Consider the following 24,944-nt stretch of genomic DNA (forward strand, 5'->3'; position numbering starts at 1 on the left):
AAGAGCAAGATCGAAACCACGCGAACGGCGGAGGGGGTAAGTGTGAAAAGCCCGCTCCGCCCGGTCCATCCTGTACCCGGACGAACGCGAGAAATCCTTGCGTAGCAGACATTTTGCGCGGTTTCGGCGATCCTGCCCCCATGATCGAGATCGTTCGTGGCGAACACGACACCGGACCCCCGAAGCACTCCGAGCACCTCAAGGACCTCAAGCACGACTTCCTCGCGTCGATCGTCGTTTTCCTCGTCGCCGTCCCCCTGTCCCTCGGCGTGGCTTTCGCCGCCGGGGCGCCGCTGCTCTCCGGCCTGATCTCCGCCGTCGTCGGCGGGCTGGTCGCGAGCCTCTTCGGCGGATCACCGCTGCAGGTCAGCGGTCCGTCCGCCGCCCTCACCGTGGTGCTGGCCGACACGATCGCCACCCACGGCTGGCCCGTCACGTGCGCGATCACCGTCGCCGCGGGCCTGCTCCAGATCTTCTTCGGCCTCACCAGGGCCGCCCGCGCCGCGCTCGCCGTGTCGCCGGCGATCGTGCACGGCCTGCTCGCCGGCATCGGCGTCACGCTCGTGCTCGGCCAGCTGCACGTCGTCCTCGGCGGCTCGGCGCAGGGTTCCGCGCTCGCCAACGTCCTGGCGCTGCCGGGGCAGGTCGCCGGGCACCACGACAAAGCCGTGCTGATCGGCGTTGTCACCCTCGGCGTCCTGCTGGCCTGGCCGCGGCTCCCGGCCGCCGTCCGCCGCGTGCCCGCGCCGCTGGCCGCCGTCGCGCTGGCCACCGGCCTGTCCGTCGTGACCGGCATGACCCTGGCGCGCGTCGACCTCCCGGCCGGGCTGCCCCCGCTGCACATCGTGCCGCGGCTGCCGGACGGCGGCTGGGGGAGCTTCGCCGTCGCCGCGGTGACCATCGCGCTCATCGCCGGCCTCGAGAGCCTGCTGTCCGCGGTCTCGGTGGACAAGCTCCGCGGCGGCCGGCGCACCGACCTCGACCGCGAACTCATCGGGCAGGGCGCGGCGAACGTCGCCGCCGGCGCGCTCGGCGGGTTCCCCGTCACCGGCGTCATCGTGCGCAGCATGACCAACTACGAGGCCGGCGCGCGCACCCGGGCGTCGGCGGTCCTGCACTGCGGGTGGATCCTCGCCGCCTGCCTGCTGTTCACCGGCGTGCTGCGGCTGATCCCGCTGGCGGCGCTGGCCGCGCTGCTGGTGTACGTCGGCACGAAACTGGTGAACCTCAACGGGCTCAAGGAGGTCCGACGCCACGGCGACCTGCCGGTGTACGTGGTCACCCTGGCCGGCGCCGTGGCCGTCAACCTGCTCACCGGCGTCGCGGCGGGGGTGCTGTTCGCGCTCGCGCTGATGCTGCGGCGGATGATCTTCTCCGGCATCCACGTCGAACGGGACGGCGAGCGCCACCGCGTCGTCATCGAAGGCGCGCTGACGTTCCTGTCCGTGCCGCGGCTGACGCGGGTGCTCGCCGAAGTGCCGCTGCACGCCGAGGTCACCCTCGAGCTGCACGTCGACTTCCTCGACCACGCCGCGTTCGACTGCTTGCGCGGCTGGCAGCAGGCGCACGCCGGGTGCGTCACGGTCGACGAGATCGGGCACCCGTGGTTCGGCCGCGGCCGCTCGGGCAAGCCGACCGTGCGCCGCAGCGTCGCCGCGCGCGTCGTGCCGCGGTGGCTCGCGCCGTGGTCGCAATGGCAGGCCGAGCACGTCGTGCTGCCCGCCCAGCGCACCGCCAGCTCGCTGCTGTGCCGCGGTGCTTCGGAGTTCCAGCGCCGCACCGCGCCACTGCTGCGCGACACGTGGAGCGGGCTGGCGCACGGCCAGCAGCCGCACACGCTGTTCATCACCTGCGGCGACGCGCGGATCGTGCCGAACCTGATCACCACCAGCGGCCCGGGCGACCTGTTCACCGTGCGGAACATCGGCAACCTCGTGCCGCCGGCCGGCGGCACCGACTCGTCGGTCGGCGCGGCGATCGAGTACGCCGTCGGCGTGCTGGAAGTCGCCGAGATCGTCGTGTGCGGGCACTCCGGCTGCGGCGCGATGAAGGCGCTGCTCGGCCGGGCCCCGGCCGGGCTCGACCAGCTCGGCAGCTGGCTGCGCCACGGCGACGCGACGCTCCGGCGCCGCAGCCGCGAGGCACCGCTGCTGCTCGGCGGCGAGCGTCCGGCCGCGGAGGCCGACCAGCTCGCGCTGCAGAACGTGGTGCAGCAGCTGGAGACCCTGCGCGGCTACCCCGTGGTCGCCGCGGCCCTGGACCGCGGCGCGCTGCGGCTCACCGGGATGTACTTCGACGTCGGCGCCGCGCAAGTGTCCCTTTTGGACGCTGCCGCGCGCGGGTTCGTCCCCGCGGGTGCACTGGAGCACTGACCCGGAAGCGCCTCAAGGTGGCCTTCGGTGCGTTGGACGCACCGAAGGCCACCTCGGAGCGCTCGGGGAACGCGTCGGAAACCCTTATATAGCCCCGGATTTATCTGTCGGGTGACAGAAATTCTTGTGTTACTGGCGTGTTAACTCGATGTCCGATTTGTGACAAAAGGGTGAAATATGGCCAGTTGTTCACTCGAATGGGTGGCTCATAGCGGACATTTCACCCGATTTCCGGTTGCATGGTGATCATGAGACCCCTCGCCGTGCTCCGCCACGACCTGCCGGCCTCACTGGTCGTCTTCCTCGTAGCCGTCCCCCTGTCCCTCGGCATCGCCCTCGCTTCGGGCGCCCCGGTCGCCGCCGGGCTCGTCGCCGCCGTCGTCGGCGGCGTCGTCGCCGGCGCGCTCGGCGGCTCCGCGCTGCAAGTCAGCGGGCCCGCCGCGGGCCTGACCGTGGTCATGTACGAAACCATCCAGACCTTCGGGTGGGCCGTCACCTGCGCGATCACCGTCCTCGCCGGTGCGTGCCAGATCCTGCTGGGGCTGAGCCGCATCGCCCGCGCCGCGCTGGCCATCTCGCCGGCCATCGTGCACGGCATGCTGGCCGGCATCGGTGTCACGATCGTGCTCGGCCAGCTGCACGTCATCCTCGGCGGCAAGGCCCAGAGCTCGGCCGTGGAGAACGTCGCCGAGCTGCCCGCCCAGATCGTCGCCCACCACGACTCCGCCACCATCGTCGGCCTGATCACCATCGCGCTCCTGCTGCTCTGGCCGAGACTGCCGCAGGCCGTCCGCAAGGTGCCGGGGCCGCTCGCCGCGATCGCGCTGGCCACGGTGGTGTCGGTCGTGTCCGGGATGACGCTGCCGCGCGTCGAACTGCCCGGTGACCTGCTGAACATCCACCTCGTCCCGCAGCTGCCGGACGGCGGCTGGGGCGGGTTCGCGCTCGCCGTCGTCACGATCGCGCTGATCGCCAGCGTGGAGAGCCTGCTCTCGGCGGTCGCGGTCGACCGCATGCACACCGGGCCGCGCGCCAACCTCGACCGCGAGCTGGTCGGGCAGGGCACGGCCAACATGCTCTCCGGAGCGCTGGGCGGCCTGCCCGTCACCGGCGTCATCGTCCGCAGCTCCACCAACGTCACCGCCGGGGCGAAGTCCCGCGTGTCGGCGGTGCTGCACGGCGTCTGGGTGCTGCTGTTCGTCGTCCTGCTCGCCGGGCTGATCCAGAGCATCCCCCTGGCGGCGCTGGCCGGTCTGCTGGTGCACGTCGGCGCGAAACTGGTCAACCCCGGGCACATGAAGACCGTGCTCGCCCACGGCGACCTGCCCGTGTACCTGCTCACCCTGACCGGGGTCGTCGTGTTCGACCTGCTCACCGGCGTGCTCGCCGGCATCGGGCTGGCGGTGGTGCTGATGCTGCGCCGCACGGCTTGGTCGGGCATCCACATCGAAAGGGAGGGTGACGACTGGCGCGTCGTCGTCGAAGGCGTCCTGACGTTCCTGTCGGTGCCGCGGCTGTCGAAGGTGCTCGGGACCGTCCCGGACGGGGCCACGGTGCGGCTGGAACTGGTCGTCGACTACCTCGACCACGCCGCGTTCGAAAGCCTGCACACGTGGCAGCAGGCGCACGAACGCGCCGGCGGCACGGTGGAGGTCGACGAGGTCGGGCACCCCTGGTTCGGCGAAGGCAAGGCGGGCCGCCCGACGCGGTCCCGGATTGCCGCGAGCCAGGCGGTCCCGCGCTGGCTCGCGCCGTGGTCGGAGTGGCAGGCGGCCGAAGCGGTCGACATCCCGGCCCAGCAGACCCGCCGCGGCGCCACCGAGTTCCACCGCCGGGCCGCACCGCTGCTGCGCGACACGCTGTCCGGCCTGGCCGACGGCCAGCGCCCGCGCACGCTGTTCATCACCTGCGGCGACTCCCGGATCGTGCCGAACCTGATCACCACCAGCGGCCCGGGCGACCTGTTCACCATCCGCAACATCGGCAACCTGGTCCCGCCCGGCCAGGCCGACCCGTCGATGAACGCGTCCGTCGAGTACGCGGTGGGCGTCCTCGGGGTCGAGGAGATCGTGGTGTGCGGCCACTCGAGCTGCGGCGCGATGGCGGCCCTCGCCGACGGCCCACCCCCGGGCCCGCTGTCGACGTGGCTCCGCCACGCGGAGCCGAGCGCCCACCGCCTGGGCTCGGCCACGCTGGACGGCGCGGTCCCGGCCCGCGAAGGCGACCGGCTCGCGCTGCACAACGTGCTCCAGCAACTGGACCACCTGCGCGAGTACCCCGCGGTGGCGGCAGCGGAATCGGCGGGCAAGCTGCAGCTGACGGGCATGTACTTCCACGTCGGCGACGCCCAGGTGTACATGTTCGACGCCGCGGAGCGCACGTTCCGCCCGGCCGGGGCCCCGGTGGTGGTGCCGGGCACCTGACCCGCCGGGCCGCGGTGATCCGGCCCGCTCGGTGGGTGGCTCGTGAGTGGTAACGCGGGTTAGAACCCGCGTTACCACTCACGACCGGCTGCGGCAGCCTCGGCCCGGCAGGGGTCCCCGCCTGGCCCGGGCCGTGAGGCAGCGCTGGGGACGGCCCGCCGGCGTGTTGGCCCGGCCGGGGGTGCCACAGCTGCGCGAGAGTGCCCGGTGAGCGTCCTCCCACGTGCTCTGATCACGGCCCGCGTGCACGGCCGGGCCCGGAGTCACTATGTTGATGGCCCGTGACCATGCTGGTGATGACGGGGACCGGGACCGGGGTCGGCAAGACGATCACCACGGCGGCGATCGCGGCCCTGGCGGTGGCCGGGGGACAGCGGGTGGCCGTGCTCAAACCGGCCCAGACCGGGGTGCGGCCCGATGAGCCCGGTGACCTCCAAGACGTCGTCCGCCTGGCCGGGCCGGACGTCACGACGCGCGAGCTGCGGCGCTACCCGGATCCGCTGTCGCCGGAGGCCGCCGCCCGCCGCAGTGGCCTGCCGACGCTGGATCCCGGGGAGATCGCGCAGGCCGCGTCGGACCTCGACACCGCGCACGACCTCACCCTCGTCGAGGGCGCGGGCGGGCTGCTGGTGCGCTTCGACGCCGCCGGCGCGAGCCTCGCCGACGTCGCCTGGTCGCTCGGCTCGCTCGTCATCATCGTCGCCGAGGCCGGCCTCGGGACGCTGAACGCGACCGCGCTCACCGCCGAGGTCGCCGGCAAGCGCGGGCTGACCGTCGCCGGCGTCATCATCGGTGCCTGGCCGGCCGAACCGGACCTCGCCGCGCTGTCCAACCTCGAAGACCTGCCGGTCGCGGCCGGTGCGCCCCTGCTCGGTGTGCTCCCGGCCGGGATCGGCCAGGCCTCCCGCGAGGAGTTCCTGGCCGCGGCGCGGGCCGGGCTCTCGCCGTGGTTCGGCGGCGAATTCGACCCGGAACTTTTTGCGGGGTGCGCTTCCGCCGGGAAGTGACCTGCATCGCTGTCCCCTCGAGGCGCCTTCGTGCACGATGAGGGACGCTTTCCGCACCACCTCGATCAAGGAGCCGCCGTGACCGCAGTCCCGGACACCGATGTCAGTGACAGCCGGGACTCCGTCCCGGGCCGGGGGCTCCGCCACCCGGAGCCCCCGGAAAGCGTCCTGGCCCTCGCGCGCGAGGGCGTCCTCGAAAACGGCGTCGGCCTGGGCGAACAGCAGGTCCTCGACGTGCTCCGGCTGCCCGACGACCGGCTGCCCGACCTCCTCGCACTGGCGCACGAGGTGCGGATGCGCTGGTGCGGCCCCGAGGTCGAGGTCGAGGGCATCATCAGCCTCAAGACCGGCGGCTGCCCCGAGGACTGCCACTTCTGCTCCCAGTCCGGCCGCTTCCCGACGCCGGTGCGCTCGGCGTGGCTCGACATCCCGAACCTGGTCAAGGCCGCCCGGCAGACCGCCGAAACCGGCGCGACGGAGTTCTGCATCGTCGCCGCCGTCCGCGGCCCGGACAAGCGGCTGCTCTCGCAGGTCCGCGAAGGCGTGAAGGCGATCCGCGAGGACGGCAACGACATCCAGATCGCCTGCTCGCTGGGCATGCTGACGCAGGAGCAGGTCGACGAGCTCGTCGACATGGGCGTCCACCGCTACAACCACAACCTCGAGACGGCGCGGTCGCACTTCCCATCGGTGGTCACCACGCACACCTGGAAAGAGCGCTGGGACACGCTGCGGATGGTCGCCGACGCGGGCATGGAGGTCTGCTGCGGCGGCATCATCGGCATGGGGGAGACGGTCGAGCAGCGCGCGGAGTTCGCCGTGCAGCTGGCCGAGCTGAACCCGCACGAGGTGCCGATGAACTTCCTCATCCCGCAGCCGGGCACGCCGTACGAGCACTACGAGATCGTCGAGGGCCGCGACGCGCTGCGGACGGTCGCGGCGTTCCGGCTCGCGATGCCGCGCACGATGCTGCGCTTCGCCGGCGGCCGCGAGCTGACGCTCGGCGACCTCGGTGCGGAGCAGGGCATGCTCGGCGGGATCAACGCGATCATCGTCGGCAACTACCTGACCAACCTGGGCCGGCCGGCTTCGGCGGACCTGGAGATGCTCGACGAGCTCAAGATGCCCATCAAGGCCCTCAGTGACAGCCTCTGACGCACCGGGCTTTTGTGTCCACTGTGGACAGCCGTCGCCGGGTGGGGTGGACCACCCGGCGTGCCACAACCCGCGGACGACGCTGGAGCCCCCGCGGTACTGCACGTTCTGCGCGCGGCGGCTGGTGGTCCAGGTGAGCCCGCTCGGCTGGACGGCCCGCTGCAGCCGCCACGGCGAGACGGCCGGTGGCTGACGGCGAGTAGGTCGGCGCCGCCACCGTGCGTTCGCGTGCGGGCAGCGTGGCCGTGGATGTCACACTCATCAAGCGCAGAGCCCCGATGAAGTTGATCTTTGGTCGGACCACTTTCTTACCGGGGCTCTGCGTGTTTTGCCCGCGCCTCAACACCTTCGGCGTATCACGGCCACGGTCAAACACCGTCACAGACCGGTACGCGGAATGCTCACCGGGATGAACTCGGCGTGCCTGCGCTGGAGGTCGGAAATCCCCTAGGTCCGGAATCGGTGCTGGCTCAAAACGGGGATCGTCGATACGCTCGGTGTTGTCCGGTCCCGACTTCGTCTGGGGGATTCGTGAACTCTCTGTATGTCGATCTCGCCACGTCGTTCGGTGTCGATCCTGATCGGGTCGCCGGTATCCCGACGGATCTGGAGATCTATCCCCTCGACGGTCTGCTCACACCGACCGCTGAGGTGTCCATCCGGTGGTGCGTCGGCGACGGCAACGGCCATCCGTGTTTCCGTTCTGAGGACTGATCGTCGCCCAAAACCCGGGCGATCTGCGCATCGGATTCAAGCAGCACCTGCGGGCAGCGGTGGTCCCGGGTGACGCGGTCTATGTGCATGGGCGTGCTCGCCGCCTCGCCGACGCCGGGCTCATCACGCTGCGGGCCGATTACCTCGCCAACGGGCTGGCCGGTGCGTTGCACCACAACATTTCGGCGTGTCATCACCGCAACCATCCGACCTCAGCGGCGAACGTCACCCACAGTCGCAGAAGCTCGCGCCGACCGCGAAGGTATAACTAACCGGATCGTTCACCACGGCCCGCCCGGGCGACACGGCGAGCGGCTCACCGCGGCCCCGCACCGACCGGTTACCCTCGGTGGCAACGCGCAGCAGGAGGGAGTCCGGGTGAGTGAGTCGTCGGGGCCCGCACACCGGCCGTCGGCCGTGGCCGGCCCGTGGTCGGTGCCCGTGCTGTTCCGGGAGCGGCGGCCCCGCGTCGTCGTCAAGGCCGACCTGCTGCCCGCCATCAGCGTGCTCGGCACCCTCAGCCTGCTGAGCTTCCCGCTCGCCTTCGCGTGGTCGCGGCTCGCGCCCCCGGAGCGCGTGCGCATCGTCTCCGCCGACGGCACCCAAGGCGCCCTGGAGCTGGAGAGCTGGCACCGCTTCGACGACCTGGCCGTCTTCGGGTTCCTCACCCTGGGGCTGGGGATCGTCGTCGGCGTGGTCGTCTGGCTGCTGCGCGAACGCCGCGGGCCGGTGGTGTTCCTCGCCGCGGTGCTCGGCGTCGCGCTCGCCGGTGCGCTCGCCATGCTGCTCGGCGTCGGCTGGGCGAACAGCCACTACGCCATCTCCAGCCCGCCCGCGCTCGGCACGGTGATCGAGCTGGCGCCGCGCCTGGAGTCGTGGTGGGTGCTGCTGACCGGCCCGCTCGGCGTGTCGGTGGCCTACAGCCTGCTCGTCACCTGGAACGGCCGCGACGACCTGGGCCGCCGCCTCGGCTGAGCGGTTCCCCCTACGCTGGTGACCTCGACTACAGGGGGGTTCCAGCAGTGACCGAGGACATCGAGGTTTCGCGGCACAACGCCGTCCGCTTTCCCGGCATCAGCCCGCGCGCGTACGAGCACCCGGTGGACCGCGGCGCGCTCGCCACGCTGCGCGCGGTGCCCGGCTTCGCCCAGGTCGTCAAGGCCGTATCGGGCTTCTACAACGAACGCGGCGAGCGGCTGATGGCGCTGGCGTCGTCGATCCGCGTCGGCCCGAAGCAGTACCCGGAGCTCGACCGGCTGCGCCACGAATGCGCCGAGACGCTGGACCTGCCGTCGGTGCCGAACCTGTTCGTCTTCCAGAACGCGCAGATCCAGGCGCAGACGGTCGGCATGGACGAGCCGTTCATCGCGATCAGCACCGGGCTCGTCGAGCTGATGAACCACGAATCCCTGCGGTTCGTGCTCGGGCACGAGATGGCGCACGTGCTGTCCGGGCACGCGGTGTACCGCACGATCATGGTGCGCCTGATCGGCCTGCAGCTGTCGATGTCGTGGACGCCGGTCAGCGCGCTCGGCATCCGGGCGATCATCGCGGCGCTGCGCGAGTGGTTCCGCAAGGCCGAGCTGTCGTGCGACCGGGCCGGGCTGCTGTGCAGCCAGGACCCGACGGCGGCGCTGCGCGCCCAGATCCAGGTCGCGGGCGGCATCGACCCGGCACGCATCGACGTCCCGTCCTTCCTGCAGCAGGCCGCCGAGTACGAGTCGGTCGAGGACGTCCGCGACAGCTTCCTCAAGCTCAAGTCCGTCGAAACGGAGTCGCACCCGTTCGCGGTGGTCCGCGCGGCGCAGCTGCAGAAGTGGGCGGCGTCGGCGGAGTACCGCGCGATCCTGGCGGGCGACTACCCGCGCCGCGACGGGGACCGGCCGTCGGCGGACTGGAAGGACGACCTGAAGTCGGCGGCCCAGTCGTACAAGGACTCGTGGAGCGCGTCCGCGGACCCGCTGACGAAGGTGTTCAGCGACGTCGGCGAACGGTCTCCGGCGCGGCGGGCAAGGTGTGGAACAAGTTCGGCAACGGCAACGGCAACGGCGCCGCGGACTGAGTCAGTTCATGCTGGAGGGCCGGCTCAGGTCGGTCAGCTCGCCCGGCGGCAGCGGCACCGCGCCCAGCGTGTTCAGGAAGCCGGCTTCGCGCGTCAGCAGGCGGCAGGCGATGCGGAGCCGGCGCAGGGGGTGGCGTTCCTCCAGGAGCCGCTGGCGGTCTTCGAGCGGGAGGAGGCAGTCCGCGGCCAGCGCGTAGGCCAGCTCGGCGACCGTCGTGTCCGGCTCCGGGGCTTGCCAGTCGTCGCTGCGCCACGCCGTTTCGCAGTACCGCTGGTGCGCCGCGCGGGCGACCGTGGCCAGGCGCTCGGCCATGCCGCCGGCCGGGGCCACCGGGTCGTCGTCGACCCACTCCACCGACGCGATGAGGTACGGCGCCGAAACGCAGTCCAGCTCACGCAGGCGGAAGCGGCGCTTGGCCTGCGACACGACGTCGAAGCGGCCGTCCGGCAGGCGCTTCGCCTCCCGCAGCACCGTGCTGCAGCCGATCTCGTACAACTGGTCCAGACCACGAACCTCGCGGGTCAGCGACGACCGCAGCGCGACCACGCCGAACTCGCGGCCCGGCACCGTGCCGCTCACCAGGTCCGCCGTCAGCTGCCGGTACCGCGGCTCGAAGATGTGCAGCGGGAGCTTGGTGCCGGGCAGCAGCACGGTCTGAAGCGGGAACAACGGCAGGATCGTCGTCGTCGCGTCACTTTCCGAATCCGGCTCGGTCACGCGTCCACCGTAAGGGGAGAACGCAGCGCCCGCAGGATGGTCACCGGTTCGGCGGCTTGAACACGGCGAACGGATCGGTGATCTGCATGCCCTTGCCGGCGAACGAGAACAGCGCCGCGGGGCGGCCGCCCGCCCGGCCCGGCGCCGCGGTGTGGCCGGTGGGGACCAGCAGGCCGCGCCGCGAAAGCACGCGCTGCAGGTTGGTCGCCGAGACGCGGTAGCCGAGCGCCGCCGAATACAGGCCGCGCAGCGCGGAAATCGTGAACTCGTCGGGTGCCAGCGCGAACCCGAGGTTGGTGTAGGAGAGCTTCGAGCGCAGCCGGTCGCGGGCGCGCAGCACGATCGCCTCGTGGTCGAACGCCGTGCGCGGCAGCTTCGCGACGTCGTGCCACTCGGTGTCCTCGGGGACCTCGGGGTCGACATCGGACGGGACCAGGCCGAGGAACGCCGTCGCCACCACGCGCGGCCCCGGGACGCGGTCCGGGTCGCTGAACACCGCGAGCTGCTCGACGTGCTTGAGCTGGCGGACGTCGACCTTCTCGGCGAGCTGGCGCCGGATCGACGTCTCGACGTCCTCGTCGGCCCGCAGCCGCCCGCCCGGCAGCGACCAGCGGCCGAGGTGCGGGTCGAGGGCGCGCCGCCACAGCAGCACCCGCAGTGTGTCCGAGCGCACTTGCAGGACCGCTCCCAAAACCTCGTGGACCAAGGGGGTCTGGGTGTTAAGATGACTTCGCACGGTTTTCGATTATAAGGCGAAAACCGGAGACAGGTCCAGGAGGGCCCGATGACCAGCACGTTGGTTCCGGAAGGTCTCACCCCGTTCGGCGGGGTCGAGGCGAACGCGGCCTGGGCCGAGGAGGTGCGGCGCCTGGCGAAGCAGCGTGACGCGGTCCTGCTCGCGCACAACTACCAGGTCCCGGAGATCCAGGACATCGCCGACCACACCGGCGACTCCCTCGCGCTCAGCCGCATCGCGGCCGCCAGCGACGCGTCCACCATCGTCTTCTGCGGTGTGCACTTCATGGCCGAGACGGCGAAGATCCTCTCCCCGGAGAAGACGGTCCTGATCCCCGACGCGCGGGCCGGCTGCTCGCTCGCCGACTCCATCACCGGCGAGCAGCTGCGCGCCTGGAAGGCCGAGCACCCGGGTGCGGTGGTCGTCTCCTACGTCAACACCACGGCCGAGGTGAAGGCCGAGACCGACATCTGCTGCACGTCGTCCAACGCGGTCGACGTCGTGGCGTCCATCCCCGCTGACCAGGAGGTTCTCTTCCTGCCCGACCAGTTCCTCGGTGCGCACGTCAAGCGCGTGACCGGCCGGGAGAACATGCACGTCTGGGCCGGCGAGTGCCACGTCCACGCCGGCATCAACGGCGCCGAGCTGGCTGAGCGCGCGGCCGAGGACCCGGACGCCGACCTGTTCATCCACCCGGAGTGCGGCTGCGCGACCTCGGCGCTCTACCTGGCCGGGGAGGGCGCCGTGGCGCCGGAGCGGGTCAAGATCCTTTCGACCGGCGACATGGTCCACGAGGCCCGCGACACCAAGGCCAAGACCGTCCTGGTGGCCACCGAGATCGGCATGATCCACCAGCTGCGCAAGGCCGCGCCGGGCATCGACTTCCGCGCGGTGAACGACCGTGCGTCCTGCCGGTACATGAAGATGATCACGCCCGCCGCCCTGCTGCGCTGCCTGCGTGACGGCCTCGACGAGGTCCACGTCGACGTCGAAACGGCCGCCCGCGCGCGGACCTCGGTGCAGCGGATGATCAAAATCGGGCAGCCCGGCGGTGGCGAATGACGCCGCCGGTTAGTGACCCACGGGCGAAAACCCCGGTCTGGGAAGCCCGCGCCGACCTGGTCGTGATCGGCAGCGGCGTCGCGGGGCTGACCGCGGCGCTGCGCGCACAGGCCCTCGGGCTGCACGTCCTGGTGGTCACCAAGGCCGCCGTCGCGGACGGCAACACGCGGTGGGCCCAGGGCGGCGTCGCCGTGGTCCTGGAAAACGAGCACGACCTCGACGACTCGGTCGCCAAGCACGCGGAGGACACCTTCACCGCGGGCGCCGGGCTCTGCGACGAGCCGGCGGTGCGCTCGATCCTCGACGGCGGGCCGGCCGCGGTCGCCCGGCTGCGGGCGGACGGCGCGCGGTTCGACTCCTCCGGCAACGGCCTGCTGGCGCGGGCCCGCGAGGGCGGGCACAGCGCGTTCCGCGTGATCCACGCGGGCGGTGACGCGACGGGCGCCGAGGTGGAACGCGCCCTGGTCGCGCAGGCCGGGCAGACGGGGGTGCCGGTGCTGGAGCACCACATCGCCGTCGACGCGCTGCGCACGCCGGGCGGGCGGGTGACCGGCGTGACGGTGCTGGACCGCCACGGGGTGCCCGGCGTCGTCCGCGCCTCGGCCGTGCTGGTGGCCAGCGGCGGCATCGGGCAGCTCTACCAGGCGACGTCGAACCCGGAGATCGCCACCGGTGACGGGCTCGCGCTCGCGCTGCGGGCCGGCGCGACCGTGGCGGACGTCGAGTTCGTCCAGTTCCACCCCACCGTGCTCTACACCCCGGGCGCGCGCGGCCGCTGCCCGCTGGTCACCGAAGCGGTGCGCGGCGAGGGCGCGACGCTGGTCGACGGTGCGGGGCTGCCGGTGATGCGGGGCGTCCACCCGCTCGGTGACCTGGCGCCGCGCGACGTCGTCTCGGCGGCGATCACGCGGCGGATGGCGGAGGCGCCGGGCGGCGTCGACGACCACGTCTTCCTCGACGCGACCGGGATCGCGGGCTTCGCGCAGCGGTTCCCGACCGTGTTCGCGGCGTGCGCGGCGCTGGGCCTCGACCCCGCTGTCGACGCGATCCCGGTGACGCCGGCGGCGCACTTCTCGTGCGGCGGCGTGGTGACCACCGTGGACGGACGCTCGTCGGTGGCCGGGCTCTACGCGGCCGGCGAGGTCGCCCGGACCGGGCTGCACGGTGCAAACCGCCTGGCCTCCAACAGCTTGCTCGAAGGCCTGGTCGTCGGGCAGCGCGTCGCGGAGGCCGTCGCGGCGGACCTCGCGGCCGGGCTGCTGGCCGATCCTTCGCGGGGCCGCCTGCCGTCGTGGACCACCGCCCCGGCGGCGGACCGCGATTCCCTGCAGCGCGTGATGAGCCGGTACGCGGCCATCGGCCGGGACGCCGACGGGCTGGCGGCGGCCGGTTCGGTGCTGGACCTGTCGATTTCGGACAGTCCGCTGTGGACGCACGCGGCGGTCGAAGACGCGGCGCTGACCGTGGTCGCGCAGGCGTTGCTCGCCGCGGCCGTCCGGCGCACCGAGTCGCGCGGCTGCCACGTGCGGACCGACTTCCCGTCGCGCGACGACGGCTGGCGGCGCAGCCAGCACATCCGGCTCAGCCCGTCCGGCCAGCCGGTGCTGGCCGACCCGATCCCCCTGGAGGGCGTGGCATGACGTTCCCGATCTCCGAACCGGTCCGGCGCCTGATCGCGGCGGCCGGCCTCGACGTCGACGACGTCACGCGCGTGGTCACCACGGCGCTCGGCGAAGACCTGCGGTACGGGCCGGACGCGACGACGGCGTCGACCGTGCCCGCTTCGGCGGTCGCGGTCGCCGAGCTGACCCCGCGCGTCGACGGCGTGGTCGCCGGCCTGCCCGTGGCGCTCGCGGTGTTCGACATGGTCCTGGGTGACGGCTACGAGGTGCTGGCCCGGCGCGAAGACGGCGACCGGCTGGTCGCGGGGGAGCCGGCGCTGGTGCTGGCCGGCCCGGTTCGCGGGCTGCTCACCGCCGAGCGCACGGCGCTGAACCTGCTGTGCCACCTCTCCGGCGTCGCCACCGCGACCGCCGCGTGGGTGTCCGAAGTAGACGGTACCGGGTGCGCGATCCGGGACTCCCGCAAAACGTTGCCGGGGCTGCGGCTGCTGCAGAAGTACGCCGTCCGCTGCGGTGGCGGCGTCAACCACCGGCTGGGTCTCGGCGACGCGGTGCTGATCAAGGACAACCACGTCGTCGCCGCGGGGTCGGTGACCGCGGCGCTGGCCGCGGCCCGGGCGCACGCGCCGGAACTGCCGTGCGAGGTCGAGGTCGACTCGCTGGCACAGCTGGAGGAAGCGCTGGCGGCGTCCGCGGACGAGGTGCTGCTGGACAACTTCACGCCGGAGGAGTGCCGGCGGGCCGTCCTCCGCCGCGACGAGGTTTCCCCGAAGACGCGGCTGGAATCCTCTGGTGGGCTCACCCTCGACCGTGGTAAGGCCTACGCAGAGTCCGGTGTGGACTATCTGTCGGTGGGCGGGCTGACCCATTCTTCACCGGCGTTGGATCTCGGCATGGACCTTCGCTGAGTGGCCGATCCGGGCTAGACTGGCGGTGGCGGAAGTTCTTTTCCGCCACCGTCTTTCGTCTTCGGGGGTGCGGGTGCGGTTACCGGCGGTGCTGGCGGTCGCGGGTCTTGTGGCGGCCTCGGGTGTCTCGGGCGTGTTCGGCGTTCCGGCCGCTTCGGCGCAGGGGTGCGCGAACCCGTCCGGCACCTACGCCGGCGAAGTCCCGTGGGGCCAGCGCCTGGTGGATCCCGCCCGGCTGTGGCCGCTGACGCGCGGCGAAGGCCAGCTGGTGGCCGTGCTCGGCACCGGCGTCGACGGGCAGAACGCGCAGTTCGCGCCCGGTCAGCTCGAAGGCGGCGCGGGCACCGAGCGGACGGACTGCGACGGCCGCGGCACGATCGCGGCCGGGATCGTCGGCGCGCAGCCGGATCCGTCGACGACGTTCGCCGGCATCGCGCCCGGCGCGCACCTGCTGCCGATCCGGTACACCTCGTCCGACGGTGGTGATCCGGGCGCGCTGGCCGAGGCGATCGGCACGGCCGTGGACCGGCGTGCGGGCGTCATCCTGGTGGCCGTCCCCGTGGCGTTCGACAGCCCGGCGTTGTCGTCGGCGGTGGCACGGGCGCGTTCGGAAGGCGCGGTGGTCGTCTCGGCGGCGTCGGCGACCCAGCAGGGCGCGCGGACGTACCCGACGGCGACGTCCGGGGTCCTCGCCGTCGGCTCGGTGAACCCCGCGGGCGAGCCGGTGCAGCCGGAAGCGGGGGACCACGTCGGCATCGCGGCGCCCGGCGCGGAGCTGGTCAGCACGTCGGCCGGGGCGGGCGGCGCGGTCGCGCACCGCTGGCCGGTGACCGACCCGGGCCTCGCGGCGGCGTACGTCGCCGGCGTCGCGGCGCTGGTGCGGGCGTACCACCCGTCGCTGTCCGGGGACCAGGTCGTCACGCGCTTGACGCTGACGGCCCACCGCCCGCCGTCCGGTGCCCACGACCCGCGTCTCGGCTGGGGAGTCCTGGACGCCTACGCGGCGGTGTCCTCGACCCTGCCGGCCGACGTCCCCGCTCCCGGCTCGGTTGCCCCCGCGCCTCCGGCACCGGCGGTGCTCCCGGCCGCGGCACCCGCACCCCGCCCGCCGGACGTCACAGCCGGCACGATCGCGCTGGCCGGAGTCGCCTTGGCCGCGGCCGCCGGGCTGACGGCGGCGTCGGTCCGCCGCGCCCGCCGCCGAGGCTGGCGCCCCACCCGCTTCACCCCTTAGCTGGTGTCGCCCCTCTCACGTGATGCCCCTCCAATCACGCGAGATGCCCGCCCAATCACGCGAGATGCCCCTTCCAGCACATGAGATCCGCCTCCAATCACGCGAGTTCCGGGCTCAATCACGCGAGTTCGGTCTACCGGACCGGCGAACTCGCGTACCCGGCCGGTCGGTTCGCGTGATTCGGGCCGGAACTCGTGTGATTGGAGGGGCATCACGTGTGATTGGAGGGGCATCACGTGTGATTGGAGGGGCATCACGTGTGATTGGAGGGGCTTCAGGCGGGGACGGGGCGGGTTGAGCCGATGATCGTCACTGCCCAGGCGACGTGGACCGTGAAGTCCGCGCCTTCGCGGGTGAAGCGGGTGATCAGCTCGCGCGGGGTGCTCCGGTCCTGGGACTGCCAGCCGGCTCGGTGCAACGCCGGGAGGAGCGCCGCCAGACGGCGTTCCGGCTCGGCCGGGTGCTCCAGGCGGACCCCGTACTGCCAGCACAGCAGCTGTCCCGGCCGGGTGGGGTCGCAGTCCAGTTCGCCCTCGACCGTCGGGTCCGCCGGGACGCCGAAGGCCGCCGCGACGTCGTTGATCACCGTGGTCAGCTCGCCCGCCAAGCGGGTCAGTTCCGGGGTCACGGCCGCACGCTCCCGTCGCCGGTGAGGACGCGGTACATGTTCGTCCACGAATCCGAACCCGGCTTCAGCACGTCATTGTGCGACGAAACGCCCCACAACGCCGAACCGGCGGCGTCGTTCCCGGTCGCCAGCTCCGTGACACCGGGGAAGACGTCCGGGTCCGCGCCGTGCCCGATGCCGGTCCACTCCAGGCCCCACGCGTTGCCCTGCGCGAGCACGATCGGGTCCAGCGGGGCCGTCATCGAGAACCGCTGGACGCCCGCCTGGCTCGGCGGCAGGTCGGCCGGCGACCACACGCCGTGGCCCATGCCGGCCGACTCGACGTGCAGGACGCGGTCGACGTCGAGGCCGTGCGCCTCGGCCAGCCCGACCGTCGCCCCGCCGTAGCTGTGCCCGATCGCCGTCAGCGTGACGTCGGAGCCCGCGTGGCTCGCGATCTCGCCGCGCAGGTCGTCGGCGAAGTGCTTGAGGTCCGGCGCCATCACCTGCGCGTAGCCCGCGTCCGGCCCCTGCGCCACCGGGCCCTGCGGGAACACCCCGTCGGCCCAGACGACGACCGCCGTGCGCCCGGCCGGGTCCGCGGCCACCAGGCTGCGCCCGAGGCCGGCGTAGGCGTCGAAGTTCGACATCTGCGTGTTGACGCCGGGGACGAACAACCCGACGTTCCGCGTCCCCGGCTCGATGTGCCCGACGAGCTCGGCGATCCGGCCGTGGCCCGAGGGGTCGAACCGGAGGATCTGCCGGTCGTTCGCCAGGATGTCCTCGTACAGCTTGATCCGCGCCTGCGCCCGCGCGATCTCGCCGGTGTCGGTCAACGCGGCCAGCCGCGAACGCTCGGCCGTCAACGCGTCGGCGACCTTCACGCGGTTGCCCGCGATCGCGTGCGCCCACGCACCGGTGTCGGCCGAGCCGCCGATGCCGGCGGGATTTCCCGCGCGGGGCAACGGATCCTCGGGCAGCAGCGCCCGGTACATCGCCGCGACCTGGGCGTCCGCCCGCCGGTACCCGGCGGCCGACGCAGTGAGTCCATTTTGGATCGTCCGCAGCCGGGTCACGTGCGAGCCGAGCTTCCCGCCCAGCTCCGTCATGGTCTTCTCGAACGTCTTCGCCGCGGCGGCGGACTCGCTCACCTGCCCGAACGCGGCGGCGGGCACCTTCTCGCCCGCCACCGCGGACTGCGCCGTGGCCAGAGCCCCGGCCCGGGAGCCGGACTCGCCGGCCACCGCGTCGAGGCGGGCCGGGGCCACGCGATAGCCGGCTGCGGTCACCGGGTCACCCCTCTCAGGAGCCGTCTTCGCCGATGACCGGCGGCGCGACCGGGGCCGACTGGCCCCAGACGTTCTCCGTCTCCACCAGCCACGCCGGGATCCGCCGTCCGGACCCCATGTCGCCGCCCCCGCCCATGCCCATCGGCATCATGGGCATCATCGGCATCGCGCCCTTGGCCGCCGCCGCGCCCGCCGCTCCGGCCGCGCCGCCGGCGAGCCCGCTGAGCGCGTTGCCCGCGCCGCCGTCGCCGGCCAGCCCGGAATGCGCCGCCGGGATTTCGCCGGGCCCGGTCAGCCCGCCGCCGACCGGGACACCCCCGCCGCCACCCAGCGACGGCGCGTCACCCCCGCCGATCGGGATGCCGCCCCCGGACCCGCCCTCGACACCGGCGCCACCGCCGCCGAGTTTCGTCCCCGGCGCTTCGTCCTTCTTGTCCTTGGGATCCTTGCCCGTCGCCCACGACGGCACCTTCGGCATGATCGAGCCGAAGCGGCCGAACGCGGCGGCCGAGGCCGCGGCGAGCCCGGCGGTGAACATGTCGCCGAACAGCGGGTTCGACGTCGGCACGGTCGTCCCCGGCTGCGGCGTCGTCCCGCCACCGGGCAGCGGGTGCCCGTCGGTGGGGGTGACGACGACGCCGGGGCCGCTCACGCCGTTGCCGACCAGCCCGGGCGAACCGGCGCTGCCCGCACCCCCGCCCGGCGGCGGGGTGGGCGGCGTCTGAACCGCGTTCGGCGAGGCGGGGATCGACTCTTCGGCGGCGGTGTACTCCCCGGCGAGCTGCGTCATGACGACGATCGCGCGGCCGTGCGCGGACCCGGCGGCGTTCGCGGCGGCCTGCTGCGCTTCGACGTTCGCGATGGCCTGCTGCCGCTGCTGCGCCGCGGCCTGCACGACGGCGGGCGAGGCGTCCGGCGGCAGCAGCGGTGGGTTCACCGCGAGTGCGACGTCGGCGGGGGCGACGTCCGGCACCGCGACCGGCGGCGGCATCTCCTTCTTGGCCTTCACCAGCGCGTCGGCGGCGTCGCCGAGCATCACGTTCATCGCCTCCGCGGTCTGCGCCACCTTCGAGATGCCGTTCGCGAGGTCGATGATCATCCGCTGGTACTGCTCGGCCGCGCCACCGGTCCACTGGTCCTTGAATTCGGTGAGCTCGGAGTCGAGGTTGTGGGCCTGCTCGTGCAGGTGCAGCGCGGCGGACTTCCACTTGTCGGCGGCGTGCCGCGCGCTGTTCGGGTCGCCGGCCTGCAGCATCGCGTACAGCTGCTGGTGGCTGTACGCGGCGAAGTTCGTGTGCGCGGTGTTCGTCATCCCTTGCGGCTCCCGTCCGTGTTCCCGCCGCCCAGCAGCCCCAGCACCGGGTCGAGCAGGCCGGTGACGGCCCCCGAAGCGTGCAGGTCCCCGGCCACCGACTGGTCGGCGCTGGAGTAGCCGTCGGCGACCGTGGTGGTGACGTCCTGGGCGAACCCGATCGCGCTGCGGACCTGGTCGAGCAGGCCCTGCATTTCCGAGACGGCGGCGCGGTGGGCGTCGGCCAGCGACCCGGCCTCGCCGAACTCGCCGAACAGCAGCGGCTCTTCGCCCAGGGTCAGCAGGAAGTCGTTCGGTTTGGCCATCGCGTGGATCTGGGTCTCCAGCTCCCGCACGAAGTCCTTCAGCGATTCCAGGTGGACGTAGTACGACTGGTCGTGCATCGGGTCCCGGCTCTCTTGTCGCACGGACGCGGAAGGGGAAAGCCGGTCGGCCGGTGCGAGCGGGGGGTTTCCCGCACCGGCCGACCGACGTCTGGGGGGCGGGTCAGCCCGCGAACAGTCCCTGGTTGCGGTTCTCCAGCGACTGCTGGAGGTCGTGCGCCTCGCCGACCTTGCCGCCGAACTGCGCGATGATCGCGACGATGTCCGCGGTGGCCTGGCGCAGGCGCGTCTCGGCCTGGCGGGCGGCGTCACCGGCGGAGCTGCCGGAGGCGTACCAGGTCGCGGTGATCGGCTGCAGGTTCTGGTGCAGCTGCTCCAGCTGCGAGGTGAGCGCCTTGGCCTTGGCGGCCAGGGATGCGGAGCTGTGCTGGAGCGCGGCGAAGTTGATTTCGACGACGTCGGCCATGGTGGGCGTCCTCTCGGGTCAGGGGTTGAGGCGGGGGAGCACGCCCGAGCCCTCGAGGGTGTTGCCGACCCCCTGGAAGCTCTGGTGGACGTCGGCGTCGCCGCGGCCGTAGTTCGCGTGGCTGGTGTGCACGAGCTGCGACATCGTGTCGAGCTCCTTCACCGCCGCGGTCATCTTCTCCTGCAGCCGCCGCTGGAGGTCCCAGAAGGCCACGGCCTGGTCACCCTTGTAGTTGCGCAGGGCCTCGGTCAGCTCGGACTCCAAGCTGGCCATCGTGGACTTGGCGTTCGTGGCGGTTTCCTCGAAACCCTGGACGGCGCGCGTCATAGCAGCGGAATCTGCCTGGAATCCCGGACTGGACATCGACGGGCCACCTCCTTCCTGAAGCGAATTCCCCTGGCGCGGGTGGTCCGCGCGGTGTGAAAGTCACGCTAGGAAAGAGGCCAGTGTGGTCAAACGGCACAACTGCCGGTCGCACTGACGGCACTATTACCCACGCCGGTGGCGGTAGGGCGCACCCCACCCCGGGACGGCGGCGCGCTCCAGTGACCCCGCCCGGCCGCCACGCCAGGCTTCAAAGCATGGCAGACAAGGGAAATCCGCTGGTCACGGTCCGCACGTGGCACCGTCCACTGGTGGTGCTCGCCGGGGCGATGGGGGTGCTGTGCGCGGTCTCGCTGCTCGGGCTCCTCACCGATGATCGCACGCTGGTCAACGCGCCGATCTGGCTCAAGCCGTTCAAGTTCTCGGTTTCGTTCGGGATGTACGCGCTGACGCTGGCGTGGCTGCTGACGCACGTGCGCCGCGGCCGGCGCGCCGGCTGGTGGTTCGGCACGGCCTTCGCCGCGGGGATCGGGATGGACTTCGCCCTGCTCCTGTGGCAGCTGATCGTGCGCGGCCGCACCCTGCACTTCAACCAAGCGACCCCGGCCGACGACACGATCAACAACCTGGTCGCCGGCGGGGCGTACACGGCGTGGCTGACGACCGCCGCCGTCGTCGTCCTGCTGCTGTTCCAGCGCCTGCCGGACCGCGCCCTGAACTCGGCGCTGCGCTGGGGCGGCGCCCTGGCGGTCGCCGGGATGTACGTCGCGACGATGATGTTCTCGCCGTCGCCCGCTCAGCAGGCGGTCCTGGACTCCGGCGGCAAGCTCTCGACGTTCGGCGCGCACTCCGTCGGCGTCGAGGACGGCGGCCCCGGGCTGCCGGTGGTCGGCTGGAGCACGGTCGGCGGGGACCTGCGGATCCCGCACTTCGTGGGCATCCACGGCTTGCAGGCGTTGCCGCTGGTGGCGTTCGGGCTGCTCCTGCTGGCCCGCCGGTACCCGCTGCTCGGGTCCGACGTCGTCCGCCGCCGGCTGGTCCGGACCGCGGGCGCCGGTTACGCGGGGCTCATCGCGCTGCTGACCTGGCAGGCCGAACGCGGTCAGTCCATCGTGCACCCGGACTTCTGGACCCTCTTCGCCGCCGCCGGGCTGGCCGCCGCGGTCGCCGTCGCCGCCACGCTGTCACTGCGGTCGCTCCGGTCGCTGCCCCGGGAGCGGGTCGTTTCTGCCGAAATTCTGAGATCCGCCCGGTAGACCGGGACGTCCCGGGCGAAAGGTGCGTCGAAATGGTCCACCCGCAGGCACTGCTGGACGAGCTGGAGCGCACGCCGGAGGTCCCCGCCTTCGAACACGGCTCGCGGGTCACCACCCGCGGCGAGCTGCGGGACCTGATCGGCCGGTGCACCGCCGGCCTGCGGGCGGCCGGGCTGGGACCGGGCGACGGCGTCGGGCTCGCCACCGCCGTCACGCCGGAGGGGTTCGCCGCGCTGATCGCGGTGCACGTGCTCGGCGCCCGCGCGGTCGCGGTGCGGCCCGGGCTGCCGGACGCCCAGCTGCGGCACATCCTCGGCGACGTCGCGGCGCTGATCGCCGACGAGCCGGGGGAATCCCCGGTGCCGGTGCTCCCGGTGGAGCGGCTGCTGTCGGCGCCGTACGCCGAGCCGGTGCCGCAGGGAAGCCTCGACGACATCGCGACGGTCGTGTTCACCAGCGGCAGCACCGGCGTCCCGAAGGGCGTGGCCTACAGCTACCGCGGGCTGACCGAAGGCCGGGTGTGGCGGCCGCCGGTGCCGGGCTCGGCCCACGAGCGGCTGGGCGCGGGCTTCGGGCGGTACCTGCTGTTCGGGACGCTGGCCAGCGCGGTGATGGTCGAGCAGCTGGGTGTGTGCCTGTTCGCGGGCGGCACGGCGGTGATCCCCGAGGAGCCGCCGGACTTCCCGGGGGTGCTGCCGCGGCTCGGGATCACGGCGGCGCTGACGACGGTTCCGCGGCTGCACCGGATGCTGGACGTCCTGCGCGGCTCGGACGTCGACCTGAGCTCGTTGCGGAGGCTGATCGTGGCCGGGTCGCCGGTGCCGCCGCACACGCTCGCCGAGGCGGCCGAGCGGATCGGGCCGGCGATGCATCACGCGTACGGCCAGACCGAGACGGGGATGCTGACGATCTGCCGGGCCGGCGAAGGCGCCGGCTCGGTCGGAAAGGCGTGCGACACGGTGGAAATTTCGGTGCGGCACGGCGAGGTCTGGGTGCGCACGCCGTCGGCGTTCGCGGGCTACTGGCGTGATCCCGCCGCGTCCGCCGAGGTGCTGCACGACGGCTGGGTGCGCACGCAGGACCTCGGTTCCGTGGACGCCGAAGGCTACCTGCACCTGTCCGGCCGCGCCCGCGACGTGGTGATCGTGAACGCCATCATCCACTACACCGGCCCGATCGAGCGGGCGATCGCCTCGTGCCCGGACGTCGACCAGGCGTACGTCGTGGCGGTGCCCGACGAGCGAACCGGCGAGGCGGCGCACGCGTTCGTGGTTCCGGTACCGGGACGGTCGCCGGACCTCGACGAGGTGCGCAAGGCGGTGGCGGCCGAGCTGGGGGAGGCGGCGGTGCCGGCGCGGTTCAGCCTCGTCTCGTCGGTCCCGGTCGCCTCCTCGGGAAAGCCGGACAAGGCGGCGCTGCGGGCGTCTGTTGTGGACTAGCTACTTCCCGGCGCGGAGGTCGGTGATCACCTTGGCGACGCGCCGTTGCCGCGTCTCCGCGGTTTTCGCCTGGCCGATCGGCAGCACGAACCGCTGCTTCGCGCTGTAGGAAAGCGTCTCGAACCGCGCCCGGGCGGTGTCGTCGGCGGCCAGCGCTTCCGCGAGGTCGGCGGGGATCTCGAGTTCGCGGGGCGCGGTGTCGAGAGCGATCCCGACCTCGACGTCGTCGCCGGCGGCGACCCCGGCCCGCGCCCGGTTCTCCGCGCTGAGCGGGACCAGGAACTGCCCGCCGCGGCTCGCGACCGTCGTGCGGTAGGTGTGGCCGCCGAGCGTCACGGTGACCGCCGGCTTCTTGCCGGCGCCGAGCGCCTCGACGACGTCGGCGGGCACCGGCAGGCCGGTCGCGGTCTTGCCGCCGAGCAGGACCCGGGTGCGGAACTCCATGCCGCGAGTATGCCGCGTGCCGGCTCCCCGCGCAGGGAAGCCGGCACGCGGCACACGACCGCTCAGACGCCGGCGGTGGTGCGGATCCAGCTGCGGCTCGAAGCGATGCTCGCGTAGTTCTGCGTGCCCTGCGGGTTCGAACCGGAGTTGCTGCCCGTGGAGCACACCCCGACCTGGGCGCCGTTGTAGAGCTGCGGGCCGCCCGAGTCGCCGTGCCACGCCGAGCCGTTGATGCCCTGGCTGGCGATCGCCGTGCCGCCGTAGGCGTCCGAGCTCAGGCCGGTCACGCGCACGTTGGCGGTCTTGAGGGTGCTCGACGGCGGGCTGCTGCCCTGCGTGCGGCCCCAGCCGTAGATCTGGTTGGTCGACCCGGTCGGCGGGTTGCCCGTGCCGAGCTTCATGTACGTCGTGGTGACCGCGGTCGTCAGGTGCAGCAGCGCGATGTCCCCGTTCGGGGACGCCTTCTGCTGGTCGACGTTCGCGTTCGTGCCCTGCTGGAGCGTCACGTTGCCGACCTTGACGTGCATGCCCGGCGAGTTCAGGCAGTGCCGGGCGGTGAGCACCCACTGCGGGGCGATGATCGTCCCCGAGCACTCGAAACCGCCGTACGTCGTCACGTTGTTCCAGTAGATCTGGGCGCCCCACGGCGCGGAGGAGACCGTGCTCCCGCCGATGATGTCCTGCTGGGCGTCCGCAACCCCCGCTGAGACCAGACTCAGCGCCGCGGCGGCAGCTCCCACCGCGGCTACAGCCCTCGACATTCGCATGAAAATGCCCTTCGGCCCAGGTGATCCGGATATCCGTCCCGAACGGGACGACCAGCTCAACGTAAGAGCCGTGAAGGATTTTCGGAACCTACCGAAGTCGGTAACGTCGTCGAGGCGAAATCGCCCACCTCGGTGCCGCGGCGTCGTTGAGGTCATCGTCGACGACAGGGTTGATGTGGTGGTGGTGATCTTGCAATGAGTGAGTTCGACGACGATGCAGAGAAGTCATCGGTGACCATCGGGTCGAAGACGGGTGACCGGGTAACTGGCTGTTCAGCCCGCTCGAGGTCGCGGCGGGCGGGTTCACCGCCCGGGTGCCCGCCGGCTTGCGGGCCGAGGAACTGCGCGCCTTCCGGGAGGAGCTGGCGAAGGCCCACGACGAGTTCGGTGGCGTCGCGCGGCTGAACTCCATGGAGGACTGGCTCGACCTGATCGTCACGGTGACCGGATCCGGGGAGGTGAAAGTCGATGGCCTGACCATTGACGGGCACGGGGCGGGGAACAAGCTGTCCTTCCGCGTCGGTGACTTCGACCAATCCGACCTGCCCGAAATCCTCGACGCCCTGTCCGCGATCGAGGCGGAATACCCCGTGGTCGGCCGACCGAGGACGGTCACGTGACCGGGTGGGAACCGAACTTCGTTCGTGAGCACCCGGAGCCGTGGCCGCGGGCCGAGTGGTACAACGACGGTGCTCCTGCCCCCC

Annotated in this window: 24 protein-coding genes and 1 pseudogene; 15 read left to right on the top strand and 10 right to left on the bottom strand. The window is 72.4% G+C overall.

Translation table 11 applies throughout. The annotated features are described in order from the left end of the window. Positions 1-140 precede the first annotated feature (140 nt). The 8 genes and pseudogenes from Q5425_RS26950 (at position 141) to Q5425_RS26985 (ending at position 9,733) form a co-directional block, all read left to right on the top strand. The gene (locus Q5425_RS26950; RefSeq protein ID WP_308675109.1) at positions 141-2,372 is read left to right on the top strand and encodes a SulP family inorganic anion transporter; all 2,232 of its coding nucleotides are present in this window, start codon (positions 141-143) and stop codon (positions 2,370-2,372) included. A gap of 239 nt (positions 2,373-2,611) precedes the next feature. Then, entirely contained in the window at positions 2,612-4,795 is a 2,184-nt protein-coding gene (locus tag Q5425_RS26955) for a bifunctional SulP family inorganic anion transporter/carbonic anhydrase (protein WP_308675110.1), read from the top strand. 287 nt (positions 4,796-5,082) lie between these two features. After that, positions 5,083-5,802, top strand: coding sequence for a dethiobiotin synthase (gene bioD, locus Q5425_RS26960; protein ID WP_308675154.1), 720 nt, complete (start codon positions 5,083-5,085; stop codon positions 5,800-5,802). A gap of 168 nt (positions 5,803-5,970) precedes the next feature. Further along, a complete protein-coding gene (gene bioB / locus Q5425_RS26965; protein WP_308675155.1) occupies positions 5,971-6,957 on the top strand; it encodes a biotin synthase BioB in 987 nt (328 codons plus the stop codon). After that, complete coding sequence (locus Q5425_RS26970) at positions 6,944-7,150, top strand: hypothetical protein (RefSeq protein ID WP_396135251.1); 207 nt, start codon at positions 6,944-6,946, stop codon at positions 7,148-7,150. Before bioB ends, Q5425_RS26970 begins: the two co-directional genes overlap by 14 nt. A gap of 338 nt (positions 7,151-7,488) precedes the next feature. Then, a complete protein-coding gene (locus Q5425_RS26975) occupies positions 7,489-7,671 on the top strand; it encodes a hypothetical protein (RefSeq protein WP_308675112.1) in 183 nt (60 codons plus the stop codon). Positions 7,672-8,049: 378 nt separating this feature from the next. Further along, positions 8,050-8,646, top strand: coding sequence for a DUF2567 domain-containing protein (locus Q5425_RS26980; RefSeq protein ID WP_308675113.1), 597 nt, complete (start codon positions 8,050-8,052; stop codon positions 8,644-8,646). A 47-nt stretch (positions 8,647-8,693) separates the two neighbouring features. After that, positions 8,694-9,733 (top strand): annotated as a pseudogene (locus Q5425_RS26985) (M48 family metallopeptidase). A 1-nt stretch (position 9,734) separates the two neighbouring features. On the opposite strand, the gene Q5425_RS26990 reads toward Q5425_RS26985, so the two are convergent. Both Q5425_RS26990 and Q5425_RS26995 read right to left on the bottom strand, forming a co-directional pair. Beyond that, entirely contained in the window at positions 9,735-10,451 is a 717-nt protein-coding gene (locus Q5425_RS26990) for an LON peptidase substrate-binding domain-containing protein (RefSeq protein WP_308675114.1), read from the bottom strand. A gap of 40 nt (positions 10,452-10,491) precedes the next feature. Continuing rightward, complete coding sequence (locus tag Q5425_RS26995; RefSeq protein WP_308675115.1) at positions 10,492-11,124, bottom strand: NUDIX domain-containing protein; 633 nt, start codon at positions 11,122-11,124, stop codon at positions 10,492-10,494. A gap of 111 nt (positions 11,125-11,235) precedes the next feature. On the opposite strand from Q5425_RS26995, the gene nadA reads away from it, so the two are divergent. From nadA to Q5425_RS27015, 4 genes are all read left to right on the top strand, one after another. After that, the gene (gene nadA, locus Q5425_RS27000; protein ID WP_308675116.1) at positions 11,236-12,249 is read left to right on the top strand and encodes a quinolinate synthase NadA; all 1,014 of its coding nucleotides are present in this window, start codon (positions 11,236-11,238) and stop codon (positions 12,247-12,249) included. Next, complete coding sequence (locus tag Q5425_RS27005; RefSeq protein ID WP_308675117.1) at positions 12,246-13,889, top strand: L-aspartate oxidase; 1,644 nt, start codon at positions 12,246-12,248, stop codon at positions 13,887-13,889. The genes nadA and Q5425_RS27005 overlap by 4 nt, the downstream gene beginning before the upstream one ends. Beyond that, the gene (nadC, locus tag Q5425_RS27010; protein ID WP_308675118.1) at positions 13,886-14,779 is read left to right on the top strand and encodes a carboxylating nicotinate-nucleotide diphosphorylase; all 894 of its coding nucleotides are present in this window, start codon (positions 13,886-13,888) and stop codon (positions 14,777-14,779) included. Before Q5425_RS27005 ends, nadC begins: the two co-directional genes overlap by 4 nt. 88 nt (positions 14,780-14,867) lie before the next feature. Next, on the top strand, positions 14,868-16,013 hold the full coding sequence (locus Q5425_RS27015; protein WP_308675156.1) for a S8 family serine peptidase: 1,146 nt from the start codon (positions 14,868-14,870) through the stop codon (positions 16,011-16,013). A 274-nt stretch (positions 16,014-16,287) separates the two neighbouring features. Here the strand turns inward: Q5425_RS27015 and Q5425_RS27020 are convergent, their stop codons facing one another. From Q5425_RS27020 to Q5425_RS27045, 6 genes are all read right to left on the bottom strand, one after another. After that, entirely contained in the window at positions 16,288-16,641 is a 354-nt protein-coding gene (locus Q5425_RS27020) for a hypothetical protein (protein WP_308675119.1), read from the bottom strand. Continuing rightward, complete coding sequence (locus Q5425_RS27025) at positions 16,638-17,909, bottom strand: alpha/beta hydrolase (protein ID WP_308675120.1); 1,272 nt, start codon at positions 17,907-17,909, stop codon at positions 16,638-16,640. The genes Q5425_RS27020 and Q5425_RS27025 overlap by 4 nt, the downstream gene beginning before the upstream one ends. A gap of 13 nt (positions 17,910-17,922) precedes the next feature. Beyond that, positions 17,923-19,221, bottom strand: coding sequence for a WXG100 family type VII secretion target (locus Q5425_RS27030; protein WP_308675121.1), 1,299 nt, complete (start codon positions 19,219-19,221; stop codon positions 17,923-17,925). Continuing rightward, on the bottom strand, positions 19,218-19,604 hold the full coding sequence (locus tag Q5425_RS27035) for a hypothetical protein (RefSeq protein WP_308675122.1): 387 nt from the start codon (positions 19,602-19,604) through the stop codon (positions 19,218-19,220). Before Q5425_RS27035 ends, Q5425_RS27030 begins: the two co-directional genes overlap by 4 nt. 103 nt (positions 19,605-19,707) lie before the next feature. Then, positions 19,708-20,010 (bottom strand): hypothetical protein, encoded by a 303-nt coding sequence (locus Q5425_RS27040; protein ID WP_003057455.1) that lies wholly within the window; start codon positions 20,008-20,010, stop codon positions 19,708-19,710. A gap of 18 nt (positions 20,011-20,028) precedes the next feature. After that, the gene (locus Q5425_RS27045) at positions 20,029-20,373 is read right to left on the bottom strand and encodes a WXG100 family type VII secretion target (RefSeq protein ID WP_143264192.1); all 345 of its coding nucleotides are present in this window, start codon (positions 20,371-20,373) and stop codon (positions 20,029-20,031) included. 218 nt (positions 20,374-20,591) lie between these two features. On the opposite strand from Q5425_RS27045, the gene Q5425_RS27050 reads away from it, so the two are divergent. Beyond that, positions 20,592-21,590, top strand: coding sequence for a hypothetical protein (locus Q5425_RS27050; RefSeq protein WP_308675123.1), 999 nt, complete (start codon positions 20,592-20,594; stop codon positions 21,588-21,590). 32 nt (positions 21,591-21,622) lie between these two features. After that, on the top strand, positions 21,623-23,029 hold the full coding sequence (locus tag Q5425_RS27055) for an AMP-binding protein (protein ID WP_308675124.1): 1,407 nt from the start codon (positions 21,623-21,625) through the stop codon (positions 23,027-23,029). Here Q5425_RS27055 and Q5425_RS27060 read toward each other — a convergent pair whose 3' ends face one another. Beyond that, the gene (locus tag Q5425_RS27060) at positions 23,030-23,473 is read right to left on the bottom strand and encodes a YdeI/OmpD-associated family protein (RefSeq protein WP_308675125.1); all 444 of its coding nucleotides are present in this window, start codon (positions 23,471-23,473) and stop codon (positions 23,030-23,032) included. Between the two features lie 62 nt (positions 23,474-23,535). Continuing rightward, complete coding sequence (locus Q5425_RS27065) at positions 23,536-24,240, bottom strand: S1 family peptidase (protein ID WP_396135252.1); 705 nt, start codon at positions 24,238-24,240, stop codon at positions 23,536-23,538. 314 nt (positions 24,241-24,554) lie between these two features. Here Q5425_RS27065 and Q5425_RS27070 point away from each other — a divergent pair, with 314 nt between their 5' ends. Then, the gene (locus Q5425_RS27070; protein ID WP_308675127.1) at positions 24,555-24,860 is read left to right on the top strand and encodes a hypothetical protein; all 306 of its coding nucleotides are present in this window, start codon (positions 24,555-24,557) and stop codon (positions 24,858-24,860) included. The last annotated feature ends 84 nt before the right edge of the window (positions 24,861-24,944 follow it).

Origin of the sequence: Amycolatopsis sp. A133 (assembly GCF_031082405.1) — a bacterium.
Classification (GTDB): Bacteria; Actinomycetota; Actinomycetes; order Mycobacteriales; family Pseudonocardiaceae; genus Amycolatopsis.

Coding starts and splice junctions, on each gene's coding strand:
- Q5425_RS26950 (WP_308675109.1), top strand. CDS start 141: ATGATCGAGATCGTTCGTGGCGAACACGACACCGGACCCCCGAAGCAC.
- Q5425_RS26955 (WP_308675110.1), top strand. CDS start 2,612: ATGGTGATCATGAGACCCCTCGCCGTGCTCCGCCACGACCTGCCGGCC.
- bioD (WP_308675154.1), top strand. CDS start 5,083: ATGCTGGTGATGACGGGGACCGGGACCGGGGTCGGCAAGACGATCACC.
- nadA (WP_308675116.1), top strand. CDS start 11,236: ATGACCAGCACGTTGGTTCCGGAAGGTCTCACCCCGTTCGGCGGGGTC.
- Q5425_RS27005 (WP_308675117.1), top strand. CDS start 12,246: ATGACGCCGCCGGTTAGTGACCCACGGGCGAAAACCCCGGTCTGGGAA.
- nadC (WP_308675118.1), top strand. CDS start 13,886: ATGACGTTCCCGATCTCCGAACCGGTCCGGCGCCTGATCGCGGCGGCC.
- Q5425_RS27030 (WP_308675121.1), bottom strand. CDS start 19,221: ATGACGAACACCGCGCACACGAACTTCGCCGCGTACAGCCACCAGCAG.
- Q5425_RS27035 (WP_308675122.1), bottom strand. CDS start 19,604: ATGCACGACCAGTCGTACTACGTCCACCTGGAATCGCTGAAGGACTTC.
- Q5425_RS27040 (WP_003057455.1), bottom strand. CDS start 20,010: ATGGCCGACGTCGTCGAAATCAACTTCGCCGCGCTCCAGCACAGCTCC.
- Q5425_RS27045 (WP_143264192.1), bottom strand. CDS start 20,373: ATGTCCAGTCCGGGATTCCAGGCAGATTCCGCTGCTATGACGCGCGCC.
- Q5425_RS27050 (WP_308675123.1), top strand. CDS start 20,592: ATGGCAGACAAGGGAAATCCGCTGGTCACGGTCCGCACGTGGCACCGT.
- Q5425_RS27055 (WP_308675124.1), top strand. CDS start 21,623: ATGGTCCACCCGCAGGCACTGCTGGACGAGCTGGAGCGCACGCCGGAG.
- Q5425_RS27060 (WP_308675125.1), bottom strand. CDS start 23,473: ATGGAGTTCCGCACCCGGGTCCTGCTCGGCGGCAAGACCGCGACCGGC.
- Q5425_RS27065 (WP_396135252.1), bottom strand. CDS start 24,240: ATGCGAATGTCGAGGGCTGTAGCCGCGGTGGGAGCTGCCGCCGCGGCG.